This is a genomic window from Rhodoferax ferrireducens (genome assembly GCF_049302455.1).
Lineage (GTDB): Bacteria > Pseudomonadota > Gammaproteobacteria > Burkholderiales > Burkholderiaceae_C > Rhodoferax > Rhodoferax ferrireducens_B.
Map to the genome: position 1 here is coordinate 1 of NZ_JBAQMD010000024.1, position 19,897 is coordinate 19,897.

General features: G+C 57.9%; 18 protein-coding genes. 12 read left to right on the top strand and 6 right to left on the bottom strand.

The window, feature by feature from the left end; translation table 11 throughout:
- On the top strand, window positions 1-961 hold a 961-nt coding region (locus WA157_RS03650; RefSeq protein ID WP_422619665.1), incomplete at its 5' end, for a chloride channel protein.
- A gap of 103 nt (window positions 962-1,064) precedes the next feature.
- Here the strand turns inward: WA157_RS03650 and WA157_RS03655 are convergent.
- The 6 genes from WA157_RS03655 to WA157_RS03680 all read right to left on the bottom strand — a co-directional run bounded on the left by WA157_RS03655 (window position 1,065) and on the right by WA157_RS03680 (window position 5,485).
- The gene (locus WA157_RS03655) at window positions 1,065-1,850 is read right to left on the bottom strand and encodes a peptidylprolyl isomerase (RefSeq protein WP_422619666.1); all 786 of its coding nucleotides are present in this window, start codon (window positions 1,848-1,850) and stop codon (window positions 1,065-1,067) included.
- A 33-nt stretch (window positions 1,851-1,883) separates the two neighbouring features.
- A complete protein-coding gene (locus WA157_RS03660; protein WP_422619667.1) occupies window positions 1,884-2,177 on the bottom strand; it encodes a BolA family protein in 294 nt (97 codons plus the stop codon).
- Window positions 2,178-2,200: 23 nt separating this feature from the next.
- The gene (locus tag WA157_RS03665; protein ID WP_422619668.1) at window positions 2,201-2,740 is read right to left on the bottom strand and encodes a septation protein A; all 540 of its coding nucleotides are present in this window, start codon (window positions 2,738-2,740) and stop codon (window positions 2,201-2,203) included.
- Window positions 2,724-3,146: a peptide-methionine (R)-S-oxide reductase MsrB gene (msrB, locus tag WA157_RS03670; RefSeq protein WP_422619669.1), complete on the bottom strand. Its 423-nt coding sequence runs from the start codon at window positions 3,144-3,146 to the stop codon at window positions 2,724-2,726. The genes WA157_RS03665 and msrB overlap by 17 nt, the downstream gene beginning before the upstream one ends.
- Before the next feature lie 66 nt (window positions 3,147-3,212).
- Window positions 3,213-4,703 carry a protein adenylyltransferase SelO gene (locus WA157_RS03675; RefSeq protein ID WP_422619670.1) on the bottom strand — a complete coding sequence of 497 codons (1,491 nt, stop codon included), beginning with the start codon at window positions 4,701-4,703 and terminating at the stop codon, window positions 3,213-3,215.
- An 83-nt stretch (window positions 4,704-4,786) separates the two neighbouring features.
- A complete protein-coding gene (locus WA157_RS03680; RefSeq protein WP_422619671.1) occupies window positions 4,787-5,485 on the bottom strand; it encodes a Crp/Fnr family transcriptional regulator in 699 nt (232 codons plus the stop codon).
- A 230-nt stretch (window positions 5,486-5,715) separates the two neighbouring features.
- Here WA157_RS03680 and WA157_RS03685 point away from each other — a divergent pair, with 230 nt between their 5' ends.
- From WA157_RS03685 to WA157_RS03735, 11 genes are all read left to right on the top strand, one after another.
- Complete coding sequence (locus WA157_RS03685) at window positions 5,716-7,344, top strand: 3-(methylthio)propionyl-CoA ligase (protein WP_422619672.1); 1,629 nt, start codon at window positions 5,716-5,718, stop codon at window positions 7,342-7,344.
- 120 nt (window positions 7,345-7,464) lie between these two features.
- A complete protein-coding gene (locus tag WA157_RS03690; protein ID WP_422619673.1) occupies window positions 7,465-8,700 on the top strand; it encodes a branched-chain amino acid ABC transporter substrate-binding protein in 1,236 nt (411 codons plus the stop codon).
- Between the two features lie 180 nt (window positions 8,701-8,880).
- Window positions 8,881-10,116 carry a branched-chain amino acid ABC transporter substrate-binding protein gene (locus WA157_RS03695; RefSeq protein ID WP_422619674.1) on the top strand — a complete coding sequence of 412 codons (1,236 nt, stop codon included), beginning with the start codon at window positions 8,881-8,883 and terminating at the stop codon, window positions 10,114-10,116.
- Between the two features lie 138 nt (window positions 10,117-10,254).
- Window positions 10,255-11,202: a branched-chain amino acid ABC transporter permease gene (locus WA157_RS03700; protein ID WP_011464675.1), complete on the top strand. Its 948-nt coding sequence runs from the start codon at window positions 10,255-10,257 to the stop codon at window positions 11,200-11,202.
- 3 nt (window positions 11,203-11,205) lie between these two features.
- Window positions 11,206-12,495, top strand: coding sequence for a branched-chain amino acid ABC transporter permease (locus WA157_RS03705; RefSeq protein WP_011464674.1), 1,290 nt, complete (start codon window positions 11,206-11,208; stop codon window positions 12,493-12,495).
- The gene (locus tag WA157_RS03710; protein ID WP_422619675.1) at window positions 12,492-13,271 is read left to right on the top strand and encodes an ABC transporter ATP-binding protein; all 780 of its coding nucleotides are present in this window, start codon (window positions 12,492-12,494) and stop codon (window positions 13,269-13,271) included. The genes WA157_RS03705 and WA157_RS03710 overlap by 4 nt, the downstream gene beginning before the upstream one ends.
- A complete protein-coding gene (locus WA157_RS03715; protein ID WP_422619676.1) occupies window positions 13,265-13,960 on the top strand; it encodes an ABC transporter ATP-binding protein in 696 nt (231 codons plus the stop codon). Before WA157_RS03710 ends, WA157_RS03715 begins: the two co-directional genes overlap by 7 nt.
- 105 nt (window positions 13,961-14,065) lie before the next feature.
- Window positions 14,066-16,165, top strand: coding sequence for a 3-hydroxyacyl-CoA dehydrogenase NAD-binding domain-containing protein (locus WA157_RS03720; RefSeq protein WP_422619677.1), 2,100 nt, complete (start codon window positions 14,066-14,068; stop codon window positions 16,163-16,165).
- Window positions 16,166-16,234: 69 nt separating this feature from the next.
- A complete protein-coding gene (locus WA157_RS03725; protein ID WP_422619678.1) occupies window positions 16,235-17,410 on the top strand; it encodes an acetyl-CoA C-acyltransferase in 1,176 nt (391 codons plus the stop codon).
- Window positions 17,411-17,493: 83 nt separating this feature from the next.
- Entirely contained in the window at window positions 17,494-17,937 is a 444-nt protein-coding gene (locus WA157_RS03730; protein ID WP_422619679.1) for a PaaI family thioesterase, read from the top strand.
- 60 nt (window positions 17,938-17,997) lie between these two features.
- Complete coding sequence (locus WA157_RS03735) at window positions 17,998-19,854, top strand: acyl-CoA dehydrogenase (protein WP_422619680.1); 1,857 nt, start codon at window positions 17,998-18,000, stop codon at window positions 19,852-19,854.
- The last annotated feature ends 43 nt before the right edge of the window (window positions 19,855-19,897 follow it).

Here is a 19,897-nt window from a genome sequence, read left to right on the forward strand (position 1 = left end):
GTTTTTGCGCGGCTTGAGTTCCAGTCGCCGAATTTTTGAACGTCTGAGCCTGCCATTGCCGCTGCGTCTGGCTTTGGGTGGCTTGGTGGTCGGGCTGATCTCGCTCTGGTGGCCCGAGGTCTGGGGCAACGGGTACAGCGTGGTGAATTCGGTCCTGCATTCACCATGGTCGATCACGGCATTGCTGTTGTTGCTGGTAGCCAAGGCGATTGCTACCCTGTCTACCGTGGGTTCGGGGGCCGTCGGCGGGGTGTTTACGCCAGCCCTGTTTTTTGGCTGCATGATGGGCGACGTTTTCGGCCAGGCGGTCCAGGTGCTTTGGCCTCAGACCACTTCGGCGCCCTTCGCCTACGCCATCGTGGGCATGGGAGCGTTTCTGGCAGGTGCTACCCAGGCACCGCTGATGGCCATCCTGATGATCTTTGAGATGACACTGAGCTACCAGGTGATGCTGCCCCTGATGACCGCCTGCGTGGTGGCTTACTTTGTGGCCCGGTCGGCCAACGCGGGTTCGATGTATGACATCACCCTGCTTCGCATGACCAAGCGCGACGAACAGCTACGTCTGCGCACCCTGCACATGCGCGATCTGGTGCAGCCGGCACGGACCGTGGTGCACCCGGATGCAGGCCTGGAAGCGATGAGCCAGCTGTTTCTGCAATACCCCGTTAAATACCTCTATGTCACCGACACGCTGGACCGGTTTCTTGGCGTGGTTCCTCTGAAAAAACTCGGCGCGGCTGCGGGCGTCAGCGACCTGGCGCAAAAATGTGCAGCTGATTTGCTGGCGGATGAAGTCACACCACTGACGTCGGACATGACGCTGGCCGAAGCGCTGCAACGCTTCATGGATCACCGCGGTGAACGCTTGCCCGTGATCGACAGCCTGGCCTCGCCGGTCTTGCTGGGCGTGGTCAACAAAAGCACCTTGCTGGCCACCTATGTCCGGCTTAGTGAGTAGCCAGTTGGGGTTCCGTGATTTCTTGGGCCAACAGCTTGGTAAAACCCCAGTGGCCGTAAAAAAAGCGGCCTCGGCCGCTTTTCTTTTAAGGTGCTTGCGGGGCCTATTCGACTTTGGCCTTGGCGCGCAGTTCTTCCTGGTATTTGGCCATTTTTTGCTGCTGCAGTTGCTGTGCAATTTGCGGTTTGACATCGTCAAATTTTGGCAGTTGGGCATCGCGCACATCGTCCAGGCGGATGATGTGGTAGCCAAACTGTGACTTGACGGGCGTCTCGGTCGTCTGGCCCTTGGTCAGCTTGATCAGGGCTTCTGAGAATTCAGGCACGTAGTTGCTGGGGTTGGCCCAGTCGAGGTCGCCGCCGTTGGCACCGGAGCCCGGGTCCTTGCTGGACTTCTTGGCGATTTCGTCAAATTTCCCACCCTTTTTCAACTGGGCGATGATGGCTTTGGCCTGGTCTTCTTTTTCAACCAGGATGTGACGGGCACGGTATTCCTTGCCACTGTTGGCGGCTGCGAACTTGTCGTACTCGGCCTGGATGTCCGCATCGGTGACGGGACTGGTTTTTTGATAGTTGGCAAAGAGTTCCCGGATCAGCAGCGTTTGGCGTGCCAGGTCCATCTGGGTTCTGAAGTCTTCCGTGGTGTCAAGACCCTGTTTTTTGGCCTCTTGCATGAAGATTTCACGTGCAATCACTTCTTCTTTCAATTGCCCCTGCATTTCAGGTGTGATCGGGCGGCCCGAGCGGGCCACTTGCTGGGCGAGCGCGTCCACGCGTGCGGTGGGCACTGCCTTGCCGTTGACGATGGCCACGTTTTGCGCCGATACCGCCGGTGCCAGCGTGCTCAGGAGTGCGGCCGCGGCGATGGCGGAAAGACATTTCATTTTCATTCGGGATCCCTGGTTAACAAAGTTTAAAAAAGATCAAGCAGTTGGCGCCTGGGCTTCAATGGCCAGGGCGTGCAAGCCGCGTGCCATGAAATCGTGCAGCGCATCATACACAAGGCGGTGTCGCATCACGATTGACTTGCCGGTAAATAAGTGTGAAGTGATGCGCACCCGAAAATGAGTGCCAAAACCGCTGCCGTTGGCACCGGCATGGCCGTGGTGCTGACAGCTTTCGTCGATCACCTCCAGCGCGCTGGGTTGCAGGGTGTCGCGCAAACGTTGTTCAAGCTGCTGTGCGGTGGGGGCTGTGGAGAGGGCGGCGGCGGTCATGGTGGTTGGTGGGGTCAATGGGTTCAGGCCTTGGGTTCATCGGTCTTGAGGTAGCGCGAAATATAGAAACCCTGGGCGACGATAAAGACCAGGGGAAACGCGTAGCCCCAGAGCTTGAAATTGACCCAGGCTTCCGTGCTGTAGTAGGCCGCCACGTAGGCATTGATGAGCGACATGAAGACGCAATACACGACCCAGACCAAATTGAGCCGCATCCACACCGCGTCCGGCAATTCCATCTGGCTGCCCAGCAGCAGCTTGAGGAAATTTTTCTTCCACACCCACACTGCCAGCGCCAAACCAATCGCCATGGCGGCGTACAAGACAGTAGGTTTCCACTTGATAAAACGTTCGTCGTGCAATACCAGGGTCAAGGTGCCAAAGACCAGTATCAGGGCCAGCGTGATCTTGTGCATGACCGTCAGTTTGCGGTCCAGCGTGTAGATCAGGCCCATTTGAATCAAGGTGGCCGCCATCAGGACGCCAGTGCCGATATAAATGTCATAGGCCTTGTAAGCGCCAAAAAACAGCAGGATGGGGAAGAAATCAATCAGTATTTTCATGTGGGGTGAATTTTAACGAAGCTGAGTTCATGCAGTAGCGCAAGCCGGTCGGGGCCGGGCCGTCCTGAAACACATGGCCCAGATGCGCGCCGCAATCGGGGCAATGCACCTCGGTGCGTTGCATCCCCATCCTGCCATCCACTTTGGTTGCCACGGCCGCCTTGTCGATGGGCTGAAAATAGCTCGGCCAGCCGCAATGGGATTCAAACTTGGTACTGGAGTCAAACAGGGGTTTGTCGCAGCAAATACAGCTGTAGATGCCCGCCGCCTGGTTGCCTTCGAGCCGGCCGGTGTAGGCGCGCTCCGTGGCTTCATGGCGAGTGACTTCAAACGCCAACGGCTCGGCGCCTTTGGCCGCCAGCAGGGCCTGCCACTGGGCGTCGGTTTTTTCAATTTTGTAGGTCATGGTATTTTTTGCCTGATGAGGGCTCAGGTACATCTGTCACCGCGAGCCCACTGTGAAACGGTTCAGTCAAGAGCTGCAACTGATTTCGATGCCGCCGGCCCAGTCGGGTGGGAAATCGGCGTATTTATCAAAACCCGGATGTTCCTCAAAGGGTGATTCAAGCAGCATCAGCAAGGTTTCGACTTGAGAAAAGTCTTTTAGTTTTGCGGCCTGGATAGCTTGTTCGCCCAAATAGTTGCGGAGTACAAATTTCGGATTTGTTTTAAGCATCAAATCAGCCGCTAGCCCCCGTGGAATATGCTCAAGCCGCTCTGAATAGCGTAGCAAACACGCGTCCGCGGCGGATCGGTCAACAAACAAGTCCCGGACCGTTTGAGCGTCCGTATCGGCGTTGCAATGGCTCAATCGCCGCCAGAAGATGGTGTAGTCAACCTGCTCCTTGGCCAGCAGTTGCAGGATGTCCTGCAGCAGTGCCCGGTCGGCAGTGGCCGTGCTGTCACTGGCATCGATCAGACCGAGCTTGGCAAACATCCGGCGCTCGAATGCGGCAGGAAATACGGTCTTGTAGGACTCCAGCGCGGCGATGGCGAGCTCCTGTTCACCGATCAGGGGAAGCAGAGCCTGCCCCAGACAAAACAGGTTCCAGTAGGCGATGTTGGGTTGCTTGTCGAACGCGTAGCGGCCTTCCTGGTCCGAGTGGTTGCAGACGTGGCCGGGGTTGAATGCATCCAGAAATTGAAACGGCCCGTAGTCGATGGTCAGACCCAGAATGCTCATGTTGTCGGTGTTCAAGACGCCATGGCAAAAGCCCACCGCCTGCCACTGTGCGACCAGTGCCGCCGTGCGTTCACTCACCGCCTCCAGCAAGGCTGCGTACGGGTTGCCTGCGAATTTGTCGCTTGCGCGGCACGCCGGGTAAAACCGGTCAATGACATAGTCGGCCAGGACCTTGAGTTGCGCATGCTGGCCATGATGGGAAAAATGCTCAAAGTGGCCAAACCGGATGAAGCTGGGCGCCACCCGCGTCACCACCGCTGCGGTCTCAACAGTTTCGCGCCGTATCGGCGCATCCGAGCCGACGACACACAGGGCGCGCGACGTGGCAATGCCCAGGCCCTGCATGGCCTCGCTGCACAAGAATTCGCGGATGCTGGAGCGCAACACGGCACGCCCGTCGCCCATGCGGGAGTAGGGTGTCAACCCGGACCCCTTCAGTTGCACCTCCAGGCCGCCGGTTTCCCCCAGCAAAATAGCGCGGCCATCACCGAGTTGTCCCGCCCACTGGCCAAATTGATGACCGCTGTAGACGCTGGCCAGTGGCTGTGTGCCTGCCATCGGCTGGTTGCCGGTAAGCACCTGCAGCAGTTCTGGTGAATCCAGCCACGACTCATTGAGACCCAACTCACGGGCCGTCGAGGTGCTGCGGCCCACCCAGTAAGGCGCGGGCAGCGGCCAGGGCGCCAGCGGCGTGTAAAAGCTTTTGCCCAACTGGGCGAAGCTGTTGCGCCAGGCTAATCCCACATCGAGCGCCGTCAAGTTTTGTGTGGCCATGGTCATGGCCGAATTGTCTCGCAGTACGGCGTTGCACAAAGTCCGCAGGGTTATCCACGCGCCAAGCTGCGCCCGGTTCAACTGTCAGGTCAATCCGATGGATTTTCGGGCGCTGAAAAGATGAAGCGTGTCAGTGCGTCGTCGTCGACAATATCCACGCGCCCGAATTCAAGTGTCACCAGCCCACGTTGTGCCAATGCCTGCAAAGCCCGGTTGGCGGTCTGACGCGATACCCCGACCAGACTGGCCAGTTCGTCCTGTGACAGGCCAAGTTTGCGGGTCCGGCTCCAGAACTGGCGGCTCAGGGACAGCGCGACACGCTGCTCGGGCGTGCGCAGACGGCTGGCTTCGATGAGCGCCATGGCCTGACTCACCCGAAGATTTAACTGGCTCACCAGAAACTGGTTGAACTCAATGCTGGTCGCGCGCAGGTGGTCAAATTCGGCCAGCGGCAGGCACAACAACTCGGTATCGCGCAACGCAATGACTTCATACCTGCGCGGCTCGGTCTTCAGTGCCGAGCCTTCCCCAAACCATTCGCCGCACGCCACACCCAGAAAACTGGATGACCGCCCCTTCACGGGAACGGTCTGTACCTTGATCAGGCCCGACAGAACCGCGTAGCAGCCCTCTACCTTCGCATTGGCCTGCAGCATCACATCGCCACGTCTTGCGGTCGTGCGCAAGAGGCTTTCATCGACCCGTATTTGAGTCAAACGCGGCAAGCCGGCGAACCAGGGTTGCGCGGCAAGAAAGCGTGAAGTTGATGAGGCGGTGCTGGGAAACATGGGTAAGGGTAAACACAGATCAATTGTCAGCTCAATGACAACTTGTCGCGTACGTGACAAGTTTTGCATACGTCCGCCATGGACGTCAGACTCCAGTTGCAGACGCAGCGTGGATGCTATGAAATGCGAAGCTGGCAATGCCAGCGTCGCATGGCGTCACGGTGTTAACTTGATTGGAAACCGCAGTACCATGCGAGTGGACCCATAGACCAATTTACAGGAGAAATTTCATGCTCGGGTTGATGCAAAACCACCAGTTGTTGATTTCGTCGCTGATCGAGTTTGCGCAGCGCCACCATGGCGAGGGTGAAATCGTGTCGCGGCGGGTGGAAGGCGATATTCATCGCTGCACCTACAAGGATATTGCGTCGCGTTCACGCCAGGTTGCCAATGCGCTGGATGGCATGAAGCTGCCCTTCAGCGACCGGGTGGCCACACTCGCCTGGAATGGCTACCGCCACCTGGAAATGTATTTTGGCGTGAGCGGTTCGGGTCGTGTGCTGCATACGCTCAATCCGCGCCTGCACCCGGACCAGATTGTCTGGATTGCCAACCACGCCGAAGATTCCGTGCTGTGTTTTGACATGAGCTTTGTGCCCATTGTCAAAGCCATCCACAGCCGTTGCACCACCATCAAACACTTTGTGGCGATGTGTGACGCCGACAAACTGCCTGCCGACAGCGGCATTCCCGGCCTGATCAGCTATGAAGCCTGGATTGGCGCCCAATCGAGCATTTACCAGTGGCCCTCATTTGATGAAAATTCGGCGTCCAGCATGTGCTACACCAGCGGCACCACCGGCAACCCCAAAGCAGCCCTGTACAGCCATCGATCCACCATGCTGCACGCGTTTGCCGGCGCTTTGCCAGATGCCTTGAACATGAGCGCGCGTGATACGGTGTTGCCCGTGGTGCCCATGTTCCACGTCAATGCCTGGGGCCTGCCGTATTCAGCGGCTATGACGGGGGCCAAACTGGTGTTTCCGGGGCCGGCCATGGACGGAAAGTCCATCTTTGAATTGATCGAGAGCGAACGCGTGTCGTTTGCGGCCGGTGTTCCCACCGTGTGGCAGATGATGCTCAGTCACATGCACAGCGGCGGTCTGCGTTTCAGCACACTCAAGCGCACTGTCATCGGTGGCTCGGCCTGCCCGCCGGCCATGATCACGGCGTTCAATGACCTCTATGGTGTGGAGGTACAGCATGCCTGGGGCATGACGGAAGTGTCGCCCCTGGGCACGGTTTGCACCCTCAAGAACAAGCATCTGACGATGACGCCAGAGGAAAAAATGAAGGTCCGGCTCAAGCAGGGACGCGGCATTTTTGGCGTGGACATGAAAATTGTGGACGGCAACGGGGATGAGTTGCCTTGGGATGGCAAGGCGTACGGTGACCTGATGGTCAAGGGCCCCTGGATCATCAGTGACTATTTCAAAGGGGAGGGCGGCTCCCCACTGGTAGACGGCTGGTTCCCGACCGGTGACGTCGCCACCATTGATGCCGATGGCTATATGCAGATCACCGACCGGAGCAAAGACGTCATCAAGTCCGGGGGCGAGTGGATCAGCTCCATTGATGTCGAGAACGTTGCCATGGCGCACCCCGCCGTGGCGATGGCGGCCTGCATCGGCATGAAGCATCCCAAGTGGGATGAGCGGCCCATCATCGCCGTGATGAAGAAGCCGGGCGCGGAGGTCTCGCGTGACGAACTTCTTGCTTTTTATGAGGGCAAATGCGCCAAATGGCAGATACCGGACGACGTCGTGTTTGTTGACGCGATTCCGCTCGGTGGCACCGGCAAGATGCAGAAGAGCAAATTGCGTGAGTTGCTCAAGGATTACAAGCTGCCGGATGCTTGAAGCCTGAGTCGAGCCGTGTCGCCTGGGTGATTCATCGTACGGGAAATCCCTCATGGGGCAAGCCACAAATGCTTGTACGCTGGACGGGTGTTGATGTATCAAAACCCAGGAGATTCTTATATGAAATTGGTCAGGAATGTTGTCGCTGCCACGGTGGCTGCTCTGTGCGCCGGTGGTGCGTTGGCCCAGGCTGGATCAACCGTCAAAATCGCTTTTATTGATCCGCTGTCCGGCCCGTTTGCCAATGTGGGTCAAAATCAGCTCAAAAGCTGGCAGTTTGTGGCAGAGCGCCTGAGCGGCGCCAAGAACCCGGCTGGCGTGAAGTTTGAAGTCACAGGTTTTGACAACAAGGGGTCTCCCCAGGAAAGTCTGAACTCACTCAAGGCCGCCATCGACCAGGGCTTTCGCTATGTGACCCAGGGCAACGGCTCAGGCGCCGGTCTGGCGATTTCTGATGCCGTGTCCAAGCACAATGCGCGCAATCCGGGCAAGGAAGTGGTGTATCTCAATTACGCCGCCGTCGATCCGGCCTTGACCAACGACAAATGCGACTACTGGCATTTCCGTCTGGACGCCGATACCACGATGAAGATGGAGGCCTTGACCGCTTTCATGAAGGACCAGCCGAGCGTCAAAAAAGTGTATTTGATGAACCAGAACTACTCGCACGGCCAGCAGGTGTCCAAGTATTTCAAGGAAGATATTGCCCGCAAGCGTCCCGACGTGAAAATCGTCGGCGACGATCTGACTCCGATCGGTCAGGTCAAGGACTTTTCGCCTTATGTTGCCAAGATCAAGCAAGCCGGCGCCGATGCTATCGTGACCGGCAACTGGGGTGCGGATTTGACGCTGCTGGTCAAGGCGCTCAATGACGCGGGTCTCAAAATTCCCATGTATACCTACTACGCGCAGGTCACCGGTACACCAACCGCATTGGCGGCTGGCGGCGACAGCGAGGTTTATGTGATTGCCTATGGCCACGCCAACCAGCCCGGTGAAATCGGCAAAATCGCTGAGGATTTCAAGCAAAAATTCAACGACGATTACTATACCTACGCGACATACAACGGCATCAACCTGATGGCGGCCGCGATGGCCAAAGCCAAGTCCAGCGACCCGGTCAAGGTAGCAGCTGCGCTGGAGGGCTTGACGGTCAAGAGCTTTGCCGGTGAAGTGCAAATGCGCAAATCCGATCACCAGTTGCAGCAGTCCATGTTTGTGACCAAGTGGCAAAAAGTAGACAAGAAAAACCCTTACAGCGTTGAGAACACCGGCTACACCTTTGCGCCGGTCAAGCAGATGGACGCTTTCATTGCGAGCACGCCAACCAGCTGCCAGATGAAGCGCCCGGGCTAAGCTTTTCGCGCTATGGCACTTTGACGCTTTCTCGTACGGTTGAGCTTTGCCGCTTCTTGGCAATGCTCACCTTTGTGATCATGCGTTGCGAGTCGCATGGGCGATAAGCGATGCTGGAATTTGGTCGTGGTGCAGCGCAGAATCACTTTCCGACGATTACATATTTCTAGGAGATTTTGAATGACATTTGCTATGAAAATTGTTGCTGCCACGACCGCTGTGTTATGCGTCAGCGGTGCACTTGCCCAAAAAGGTGAGACGGTCAAAATTGCCATGATCGAGGGCCTGTCCGGGCCGATGGCCAACGTGGGCCAGAACCAGTTGAAAAACTGGCAATTTCTGGCCGACCCAGGCAACGGCGTCAGGAACCCGGCAGGTGTGAAGTTCGAAATAATCGGCATGGACAGCAAAGGGTCGCCACAAGAAGCGCTCAACACCTTCAAAGCAGCGGTTGACCAGGGCTTTCGCTACATCGCGCAGGGAAACGGGTCCGGCGCGGCGCTTGCCTTGTCCGATGCAGTCGCCAAGCACAACGAGCGCAACCCCGGCAAGGAAGTGGTCTACCTGAATTATTCAGCGGTGGATCCGGCGTTGACCAACGAGAAATGCAATTATTGGCACTTCCGGCTGGATGCAGACACGTCGCAGAAGATGGAGGCATTGACCAGCTTCATGAAAGACAAGCCCGAAGTCAAAAAAGTGTACTTGCTCAACCAGAATTACTCACACGGCCAACAGGTCAGCAAGTATTTCAAGGAAGGTATGACCCGCAAGCGGCCCGATGCCCAGATGGTCGGCGATGATCTGGTGCCCATGGGTCAGGTCAAGGATTTTTCGCCCTATGTCGCCAAGATCAAGGCATCGGGTGCCGACACCATCGTGACCGGCAATTGGGGGCAGGACCTGACGCTGTTCGTCAAGGCATTGAACGACTCCGGCCTCAAGCTGCCGATGTATACCTACTATGCCGGCGTGTCGGGCACACCCACCGCGCTGGCCGCCGGCGGTGAGGGCGAGGTCTATCAGATCGCGTACAACCATTCCAATTACACGGGGGCCATGGGCAAACTGGCGAACGACTTCCAGAAGAAGTTTGGCGACGACTTCTACACTTTCTCCATCTACAACGGCCTCGTGCTTTTGAGTGAAGGCATGGCCAAGGCAAAGTCCACCGACCCGGTCAAGGTGGCCGCCGCGATGGAAGGGCTGAAGTTCCAGGGCTTCAACGGAGATTCCGAGATGCGCAAATCAGATCACCAGATGCAGCAGGGCTTGTACATCTCCAAATGGCAAAAAGTGGACAAAAAGAACCCCTACAGTGCAGAAAAAACCGGCTACACCTTTGCGCCGGTCAAATACATTGAGGCGTATGTGGCCAGCACACCCACCAGTTGCCAGATGAAACGCCCAGGCTAAAACCGGCCAACATCTGAACCCAGGGTGACCTTGGTCGTTACCCTGGCGTTCATTGCCGGCGCTTGATGGCCGGTTTTTTTTGTATCAGCCCTGCACGTTTGTTGCGTTGGCTTTTGTTCACTACTTCACGGGTACTGCATGGAGTTCTATACCATTTCACTGCTGAACGGCATCAGTTACGGCATGCTGCTGTTCATGCTGAGTTCCGGGCTGACGCTGATCTTCAGCATGATGGGCGTTCTCAATTTCGCCCATGCTTCCTTTTACATGTTGGGCGCTTATTTCGCGTACACGGTCACTTCGCTGATTGGATTCTGGGCGGCCCTGCTGGTGGCGCCTGTGTTGGTCGGCCTGGTGGGCGCTGCGTTTGAAAAATATTTCCTGCGCCGGGTTCACAAGTTTGGGCACGTCCCTGAACTGTTGATCACCTTTGGCCTGAGTTACATCATTCTGGAATTGGTGCAACTGGTGTGGGGACGCAGCTCGGTGGACTACCGGGTGCCGGTGGCGCTGGATGGCCCCCTGTTTACCCTTTTCGGCACCCAATTTCCGATGTACCGTGGTTTCATGATGGGTGTCGCGTTATTGATGTTGATGGCCATCTGGCTGTTGCTCACCCGCACGCGGATCGGTCTGGTGATTCAGGCGGCCCTGACGCACCCGGAGATGGTGGAGGCCTTGGGGCATAACGTGCCGCGGGTCTTCATGCTGGTTTTTGGTGGTGGCTGTGCGCTGGCGGGCCTGGCGGGTGTGATTGGAGGCAATGCCTATGTGACGGAGCCGAGCATGGCATTTTCGGTGGGCGGTGTCATCTTTGTGGTGGTCGTGGTTGGCGGCATGGGCTCCTTGGCCGGTGCGTTTCTGGCCTCCATACTCATTGGTGTCTTGCAGACTTTTGCGGTGGCCATTGATGCGTCCCTGATGTCGGCGCTGCAGACGGTTGGGGTGACACTGACGCCCTCAACATTCGGCTATGCGTTGTGGAAGCTCAAGCTCAGCCAGGTAGCGCCTATCTTGCCGTATCTGTTTTTGGTGCTCATCCTTATTTTTCGGCCCAAGGGTCTTCTTGGCACGCGGGAGGGCTGATCCATGAGTAGCAAGGTTTATCAGTTCAAGCCGTTTAATGTCGGTCGTGTTGTTATCTGGACGCTGTTTGCCCTGGTTTTGCTGACGGCGCCTCTGTTGTTTACCAGCAGTCTGAGCCAGACCATGCTGAGCCAGATGGGCATTGCCATCATTGTTTGCCTGAGCTACAACATCCTGCTGGGGCAGGGTGGCATGTTGAGTTTCGGCCATGCGGTTTATTCGGGCATGGGCTCGTTTCTGGCCATTCACACCCTAAATCAGGTCAGTGGTGGATGGCCCTTGCCGGTGAGTCTGGTTCCCATTGCGGGTGGCCTGGCCAGTATGGCGGTTGCCATCTTGTTGGGCTGGGTCACAACCAAGAAAGCAGCAACGCCGTTTGCCATGATCACGCTGGGCATTGGCGAGCTGGTGTGGGCCATGTCCTTGATGTTTCCGGAATTTTTTGGCGGTGAAGGCGGTGTATCTGGCAACCGTGTGGCGGGTGCCAAGACCTTTGGCATCAGCTACGGGCCCCAGATCGAGTTGTATTACCTGATTGCCGTCTACACTTTTATCTGTACCGGCCTGATGTTTGCGTTTACACGCACGCCGCTGGGGCGCATGCTCAACGCCGTGCGTGACAACCCCGAACGGGTGGAATTTGTGGGCTATGACACCCAGAAGGTACGCTACATCGCTTTCATCATTGCGGCTTTTTTTGCCGGCATCTCGGGCGGTCTGGCAGCCCTGAATTTTGAAATTGTCACCTCGGAGGTGGTCAGTGGTTATCGCTCGGGCGCCTACCTGCTGTTTACCTTTCTGGGCGGCGCGACCTTCTTCTTCGGACCGATCATTGGCGCCATTCTGATGGTGCTGGCGTTTGTGCTGTTGTCCGAATTCACCAAGGCATGGCTTTTGTACCTGGGCCTGGTTTTCCTGTTCATGGTGATGTACGCGCCGGGTGGCGTCGCCTCCTTGCTGATGATGAATCTGCGCGTGGCTAAATTTGGTCACCTGCGAAAACTCTGGGTCAGCTATCTTGCGTTGGGTCTGACGGCACTGGTCGTGCTGCTGGGTGCGGCCGCGATGATCGAGATGGTCTATCACCTGCAGCTCAACTCGGCACTCGGGCCTGAATTGACCTTCCTGGGAGGCACTTTGAACTCGAAGAGTCTCAACAGTTGGTTTGGCTCCGGGTTTGTGATGTTGACCGGTTTGGGCCTGTTTGAAATCTGCCGCCGACAGTTCGCACGCGAGTGGGGGCAGATTCAGGAGAGTATCGAAAAGGAAATCAAACGGATGGAATCGCTATGACCTTTGCCCTGGAATTAAAGGACTTGCGCAAGAGTTTTGGCAAGACGGCCATCATTCGTGGCATTAATCTGGCGGTGCCGCAGGGCGAGCGGGTCGGCATTATTGGCCCGAATGGCGCTGGCAAATCGACCTTGTTCAACCTGATCAGTGGCCGCTTTGAACCCACCAGCGGCGATGTACTTCTTAACGGTCAACGCCTGAATGGGAAAAAACCGTTTGAGATCAACCGCATGGGTTTGAGCCGCAGTTTTCAGATCACCAATATTTTTCCCAAGCTTAGTGTGTTCGAGAATTTGCGCTGCGGCGTGCTGTGGAGTCTGGGCTACAGGTACACCTTTCTGAAGTTTCTGGCCGACCTGGACGACGCCAATGAGCGAGCCGATGAATTGATGAAAATGGTCAAGCTGGATAAAAAACATGATGTGCTGGCCATCAACCTGACCTACGCCGAGCAGCGTGCGCTCGAAATCGGTATCACCATTGCGGGTGGCGCCAACGTCATCCTGCTCGATGAACCGACCGCCGGGATGAGCAAGTCAGAGACCAGCCGCTTCATCAAGTTGATCAAGGAGGTGACGGTTGGTAAAACCCTTTTGACGGTGGAACACGATATGGGTGTGGTGTTTGGCCTGGCCGACAAGATCGCCGTGGTGGTTTACGGCGAATTACTGGCCTACGACACACCCGAGGCCGTGCGCGCCAACCCGCTGGTGCAAGAGGCCTATCTTGGCTCTTCAGTGGCCGACTTGCAGGCAGGGGGGCAGCAGGCATGCTGAAAATAGAAAATCTTCATGCCTTTTATGGCAAGAGCCATGTGCTGCACGGTGTTCATTTTGGTGTGTCGGCGGGCGAAATCGTCTCGCTGTTAGGGCGCAACGGGTCCGGCCGGTCCACTACCGCCAAAGCCATCATGGGCCTGGTTGATTGCGAGGGTTCCCTGCTGTGGCGCGGGCAGGAGCTATTGGGAAAGAAGACCTTTGAAATTGCGCATCTGGGTCTTGGCTACGTGCCCGAAAGCCGTGATATTTTTCCCAATCTGACGGTGGAACAAAATTTATACCTGGGTCAAAAAAGTGCCCGTAAAGCGGGGCGCTGGTCACTCGATGACATGTACCAGATGTTTCCCCGGCTCAAGGAGCGGCAAAACATGCTCGCCGGGGTGATGTCGGGTGGCGAGCAACAGATGCTCACGCTGTGCCGGTCCCTGATGGGGGACCCTGATCTGATCATCATTGACGAGCCCACTGAAGGCCTGGCGCCAAAAATTGTTGAACTGGTGGCGCACTACCTTAAGGAGCTCAAGAAACGGGGTATTTCGGTGTTGCTGATTGAACAGAAATTGACCATTGCGATGGATATTTCTGATCGCTGTCTGGTCATGGGCCACGGCAGTATTGTTTTCAGCGGCACCCCGGATGAATTGCGCAAAGACAGCTACACCCGCAAGGAATGGCTGGAGGTCTGAAAGCCTTGTCCCACCTGTGACAAACCCGAAGTGCACTCGTGGGTATAGTTGCCCCTTGCAATTAATCGCACGATCGTTCTATTTTTATTTCCGAGGAATGCAAGCATGACCGCTGACTACAAAGTGCATGGCGACATCGCCGTACTGACGCTCAATAACCCACCCGTCAATGGACTGGGCTATGCCACACGATTGGCACTCACCGATGGTCTGGCCAAGGCCAATGCCGATGGGGCCGTGAAAGCGATTGTCATCACCGGCGCGGGCAAAGCGTTCTCGGGCGGCGCCGACATCAAGGAGTTTGGCAGCCCAACGGCCTTGCAGGAACCCAACCTGCTGAGCGTCATTCTGACGATTGAAAATTCGAGCAAACCGGTCATTGCCGCTATTCACTCGGTCTGCATGGGCGGCGGGCTGGAACTGGCCCTGGGTTGTCATTACCGTATTGCCGCGCCTGGGTGTAGCGTTGCGCTGCCCGAGGTTAAATTGGGCTTGGTGCCGGGCGCTGGCGGTACGCAGCGTCTGCCGCGTGCGCTCGGGGTCGAGCCGGCATTGAACATGATTGTCAGTGGTGAGCCAGTCAAAAGCGAGTTGCTGGCGATGCTGCCGGGGCAACAGTTGTTCAACAAAATGGCCACCTCGAACGAATCCCTGGCTGAAGAGGCACTGCTCTATGCGCGCTCGGTCGCCGAAACGCGGCCGCTGCCACTGGTGCGCAACCTGCCTTGCAAACACCCGCAAGGTGATGCTTATTTCCAGTTCGCCCGCAATATGGTGGGCGGCATGTCCAAAAATTTCCCGGCGCCGCTCAAATGCGTGGATGTCGTCGAAGCAGCCACCAAGCGCAAGTTCGACGCAGGCATGGCGTTTGAGCGCGAGAGCTTCATCAACCTGATGTGGACTCCCGAGTGTCGCGCCCTGCGGCACATCTTCATGGCCCAGCGTGCAGCCTCCAAGATCCCGGATGTGCCCGCGGACACGCCGCAACGCGCGATCAACTCAGTAGCGATCATTGGTGCCGGCACGATGGGCGGCGGTATCTCGATGAATTTCCTCAACGCCGGCATTGCGGTGAAGATGCTGGAAATGAAGCAAGAGGCGCTGGACCGCGGCATTGCCACCATTCGCAAGAATTACGAAGCCCAGGTCAAAAAAGGCAAACTCAAACAGGACAAATACGAGCAGCGCATGAGCCTGCTGAGTACCACATTGAGCTACGACGACCTCAAAGACGCGGACATGGTCATTGAAGCCGTGTTTGAAGAAATTGGCGTGAAAGAGGCCGTGTTCAAGGAACTTGATCGGGTGATGAAGCCGGGCGCGATCCTGGCGTCCAACACCTCCACGCTGGATGTGAACAAAATCGCATCGTTCACCAAGCGCCCGCAAGACGTGGTCGGCATGCACTTCTTCAGCCCGGCCAATGTGATGAAGCTGCTTGAAGTGATACGCGGTGAGAAAACGGCCAAGGACGTGCTGGCCATGGTGATGGCGCTGGCGAAAAAGATCAAGAAGACGGCCGTGGTATCGGGCGTGTGCGACGGTTTCATTGGCAACCGCATGATCGAGCAATATGGCCGCCAGGGTGGCTTTTTGCTGGACGAGGGTTGCACCCCGGCGCAGGTTGACAAGGCGGTGGAGAAGTTTGGCTTCGCCATGGGCCCGTTCCGCATGGGTGACCTGGCGGGCAACGACATTGGCTGGGCCATCCGTAAGCGCCGCTACCTTGAAAAACCCGACATGAAGTACAGCAAGACCGCTGATTTGTTGTGCGAAAAAGGCCGCTTTGGCCAGAAGACCGGTGCGGGCTGGTATGACTATGTGGCTGGCAAACGCGATGCCATTCCGAATGCCGAAGTCGTCAAGATGATTGAAGACCATCGCGCCGCACTGGGCATCACCCCGCGCAAGATTTCGGATGAAGAGATCGTGCAGCGCCTGGTCTATTCGCTGGTCAATGAGGCCGCGCACATTCTGGAAGAAGGCATTGCGTCCAAAGCCAGCGACATCGACATGGTGTATCTGATGGGCTACGGTTTCCCCATTTGGCGCGGCGGCCCGATGAACTATGCCGATGAGGTGGGTCTGTTCAATGTGGTGCAAGCCATGCACCGCTTTGCCAAGAACCCGCTCGACGATGCCAAGTTCTGGCAGCCTGCGCCCTTGCTGGCCAAACTGGCGGCTGAAGGCAAAACGTTTAATTGAAAACTTGCGGGACAGACCGTCGCCACACGAAGTGGGCCAACTCTGTCCCCAACACTTTAGGAAATCAAAATGACTGCAGCCGTAATCGTTTCCACCGCCCGCACGCCGCTCGCCAAGAGCTGGAAGGGTTCTTTCAACATGACCCATGGCGCCACGCTGGGCGGCCACGCCGTCGAACATGCCATCAAGCGCGCCGGCATTGAGGCCGCTGAGGTCGAAGACGTCCTCATGGGCTGTGCCACACCCGAAGGTGCCACTGGCGCCAATATCGCGCGTCAGATCGCCCTGCGCGCTGGTTGCCCGGTGACCGTGCCGGGCATGACGGTCAATCGTTTTTGTTCCTCCGGTTTGCAAACCATTGCGCTGGCTTCGCAACGCATCATCGCGGGCGAGGGCGATATTTTTGTCGCCGGTGGCGTGGAAGCCATCTCCTGCGTCCAGCAAGAGATGAACCAGCACATGCTGACCGATCCTTGGCTGGTGAAAAACAAGCCCGAGGTTTACCTCAACATGCTGCAAACGGCAGAGATCGTCGCCAAGCGTTACAACATCAGCCGCGACGCGATGGACGAGTACGGCGCTGCCAGCCAGCAGCGTGCCACGGCCGCACTGGCCGCGGGCCTCTTCAACGACGAGATTGCCCCGATTAGCGTCATCATGGGCGTGGCCGACAAAGTGATGGGTCTGACGACCAAAAAAGTCACGGTCAGCCAGGACGAAGGTATTCGCGCGGGTACCACCAAGGAGGGCATCAGCGGCCTGCGCTCGGCCGTGCCGGGTGGCCTGATTACCGCCGGCAATGCCAGCCAGTTTTCCGACGGGGGTGGCGCTGTCGTGGTGATGCACGAGTCCATCGCCGCGAAAAAAGGTCTCAAGCCGCTGGGTCGTTTCCTTGGCTTTGCTGTCGCCGGTTGTGAGCCGGACGAGATGGGCATCGGCCCTGTGTTTGCCATCCCGAAAGTGCTGGCGCGCCTGGGTTTGAAGATGGACGACATCGACCTGTGGGAGCTCAATGAAGCCTTTGCGGTGCAGGTGATTTACTGCCGCGACCGGCTTGGCATTCCGAATGACCGGCTGAACGTCAACGGCGGCGCCATTGCCGTGGGCCACCCCTACGGCGTCAGTGGTCAGCGCCTGACCGGCCACGCCCTGATCGAGGGCAAGCGCCGTGGTGCCAAACGCGTTTGCGTCACCATGTGTATTGGCGGCGGCATGGGCGCGGCAGGCATTTTTGAAGTGTTGTAAAACGTTGCGGGACAGACGGTAGCTTCACGCAGCGGGCAAGCTCTGTCCTCAATTGAACCGCCGTTGCAGAAAGAACCACGTACATGACTACTCACGTGTCCCCTGAAGCCTTTCTTGCCATGGGTCAGGCGGTGCTGGCCTCCCAGCCTTTCAGCGTGCTGATCGGCGCTGAGCTGCACAGCCTGGCGCCGGGGCAGTGCGAACTGCATGTGCCGGTGAGCGACAATATCCGCCAGCAACACGGCTTTGTGCACGGTGGCGTTGTCAGCTATGCGGCGGACAATGCACTGACCTACGCAGGCGGCACCGCCTTGGGCGTGCCGGTTGTCACCTCCGAGTTCAAGATCAACTATCTGCGCCCGGCCGTCGGTGAGCGCCTGATGGCGCGGGCCCACGCCGTCCATACTGGCAAATCCCAGGCGGTCTGTCGTTGCGATGTGTTTGTGGTCCAGGACGGCAAGGAAAAGCTGTGTGCGGTCGCGCAGGGCACGATCGTCGCCATGCCAACGGGTTCTGCGAATTTGTAATTATCTGGCACCGGCAACTGGCAGTTGCCGACCCTTCCGGCCATCTTCTGAGAGGCGCCCATGAGTCTGCGTTCCACCCTTGAATTTCTCCTGTACCAGTGGCTTGATGCTGAGTCGCTGAACCGGCGACCCCGTTTTGCCGACCATTCGCGCGAGACTTTTGATGCTGTGCTCGACACCTGCGAGCGTATCGCGCGTGAAAAGTACGCGCCGTTCAATCGCCTGGTGGACACGCAGGAGCCGCGTTTTGACGGCGACCAGGTGATCCTGCCGCAAGCCACGCATGACGCACAAAAAGCCTACGCTGAATCCGGCATGTTGAGCGCGGCGCAAGATTTTGAGCACGGTGGCATGCAACTGCCGTACACGATTGAGGCGGCGGCGAATGCTTTTTTTGCCATGGCCTCGGTCAGTATCGGCTCGGGCATGCTCAGCACCGGCAACGCCAATTTGCTGATGGTGCATGGCACGCCGCTGCAAAAAGAGGTGTTTGCCAAGAATGAATTTTGCGGGCGCTTCTCGGGCACCATGTGTCTGTCTGAGCCGCAGGCAGGGTCTTCTCTGAGTGACGTGGCCACGCGCGCCACACCGGACGGCGAGGACTATGCGCAGGACCCGCTCGGTGCGCGCTATCGCCTGCGCGGCAACAAGATGTGGATCTCGGCTGGCGACCACGAGTTGACTGAGAACATCATCCACCTGGTGCTGGCCAAGATCCCCGGAGCGGACGGTCAGTTGCCGACGGGCACGCGCGGCATTTCCCTGTTCATCGTGCCCAAAAAATTGGTGAACGAGGCGGGCGTTCTTACCGGTGAGCGCAACGACGTGGCCCTGGCGGGCCTGAATCACAAACTGGGCTGGCGCGGCACGGTCAACACCTTGCTTAATTTTGGCGAGGGCAAATACCCGGTTCGCAGCACGGGCGGTGGACTCGATGGCAAGGGCGCCGGCGCCGTCGGCTACCTGGTCGGCCAACCGGGCGAGGGCCTGCGCTGCATGTTCCATATGATGAACGAGGCGCGAATCGGCGTCGGCATTGCAGCCACCATGCTCGGACTGGCAGGTTATGAAGCCGCGCTGGACTATGCCAAAAGCCGACCCCAGGGTCGGCCGGCGGGGCCCGCCGGCAAAGATGCCACCCAGCCGCAAGTGCCCATCATTGAACACGCCGACGTCAAGCGTATGTTGCTGGCGCAAAAATCTTACTGTGAAGGTGCGTTGGCGCTGGAGCTGTATTGCGCCCGTCTGGTCGATGAGCAACACAGCGGCACACCCGAGGCCGCCGATGAGGCACGCCTGCTGCTCGAAGTTCTGACCCCGATCGCCAAGAGCTGGCCGAGTGAATGGTGTCTGGAGGCCAATTCGCTGGCGATTCAGGTCCACGGGGGTTATGGCTACACGCGTGACTTCCCGGTTGAACAGTATTGGCGCGACAACCGTCTGAACATGATCCACGAAGGCACGCACGGCATTCAGGCGATGGACTTGCTCGGACGCAAAGTGTTGATGGAGAGCGGGCGCGGGCTGGCGCTGCTGGAAGGGCGCATCCAGGCCACGGCCGCGCAGGCACAACAGGTGGCAGAACTGGCGGCGCACGCAGCGGCTTTGACAGCCGCCTGGCAGCAGGTCACAGACGCCACCCGGGCGGCCTGGGCCAGTGGCAAGCCGGGTGACGCCCTGGCCAACGCGGTGCCGTATCTGCAGGCTTTTGGCCATGCCGTGCTGGCCTGGATCTGGCTCGATGTGGCGTTAAGCGCGCAGCGCCAGAATGCTACACAATCAATAGCTGCTAACGTAGGAAGGACGAGGGCTGCAGCCTATTTTTATCATTATGAATTGCCCAAAATAGGCGCGTGGCTGCAGGTGGTGGCCAACCGTGACCTGACCTGCGCCAACATGCCTGAAGACGCGTTCTGAGGTGGCCGCTCTCAATCGGTGCCGTGGTGGTTTGCGTGTAGGA

Excerpts from the sequence above, each read along its gene's own strand:
- WA157_RS03715 (WP_422619676.1), top strand. The coding sequence starts at position 13,265 with ATGCTGAAAATAGAAAATCTTCATGCCTTTTATGGCAAGAGCCATGTG.
- WA157_RS03735 (WP_422619680.1), top strand. The coding sequence starts at position 17,998 with ATGAGTCTGCGTTCCACCCTTGAATTTCTCCTGTACCAGTGGCTTGAT.
- WA157_RS03655 (WP_422619666.1), bottom strand. The coding sequence starts at position 1,850 with ATGAAAATGAAATGTCTTTCCGCCATCGCCGCGGCCGCACTCCTGAGC.
- WA157_RS03685 (WP_422619672.1), top strand. The coding sequence starts at position 5,716 with ATGCTCGGGTTGATGCAAAACCACCAGTTGTTGATTTCGTCGCTGATC.
- WA157_RS03675 (WP_422619670.1), bottom strand. The coding sequence starts at position 4,703 with ATGACCATGGCCACACAAAACTTGACGGCGCTCGATGTGGGATTAGCC.
- WA157_RS03720 (WP_422619677.1), top strand. The coding sequence starts at position 14,066 with ATGACCGCTGACTACAAAGTGCATGGCGACATCGCCGTACTGACGCTC.
- WA157_RS03690 (WP_422619673.1), top strand. The coding sequence starts at position 7,465 with ATGAAATTGGTCAGGAATGTTGTCGCTGCCACGGTGGCTGCTCTGTGC.
- WA157_RS03725 (WP_422619678.1), top strand. The coding sequence starts at position 16,235 with ATGACTGCAGCCGTAATCGTTTCCACCGCCCGCACGCCGCTCGCCAAG.
- WA157_RS03710 (WP_422619675.1), top strand. The coding sequence starts at position 12,492 with ATGACCTTTGCCCTGGAATTAAAGGACTTGCGCAAGAGTTTTGGCAAG.
- WA157_RS03680 (WP_422619671.1), bottom strand. The coding sequence starts at position 5,485 with ATGTTTCCCAGCACCGCCTCATCAACTTCACGCTTTCTTGCCGCGCAA.
- msrB (WP_422619669.1), bottom strand. The coding sequence starts at position 3,146 with ATGACCTACAAAATTGAAAAAACCGACGCCCAGTGGCAGGCCCTGCTG.
- WA157_RS03660 (WP_422619667.1), bottom strand. The coding sequence starts at position 2,177 with ATGACCGCCGCCGCCCTCTCCACAGCCCCCACCGCACAGCAGCTTGAA.
- WA157_RS03705 (WP_011464674.1), top strand. The coding sequence starts at position 11,206 with ATGAGTAGCAAGGTTTATCAGTTCAAGCCGTTTAATGTCGGTCGTGTT.
- WA157_RS03700 (WP_011464675.1), top strand. The coding sequence starts at position 10,255 with ATGGAGTTCTATACCATTTCACTGCTGAACGGCATCAGTTACGGCATG.
- WA157_RS03730 (WP_422619679.1), top strand. The coding sequence starts at position 17,494 with ATGACTACTCACGTGTCCCCTGAAGCCTTTCTTGCCATGGGTCAGGCG.
- WA157_RS03695 (WP_422619674.1), top strand. The coding sequence starts at position 8,881 with ATGACATTTGCTATGAAAATTGTTGCTGCCACGACCGCTGTGTTATGC.
- WA157_RS03665 (WP_422619668.1), bottom strand. The coding sequence starts at position 2,740 with ATGAAAATACTGATTGATTTCTTCCCCATCCTGCTGTTTTTTGGCGCT.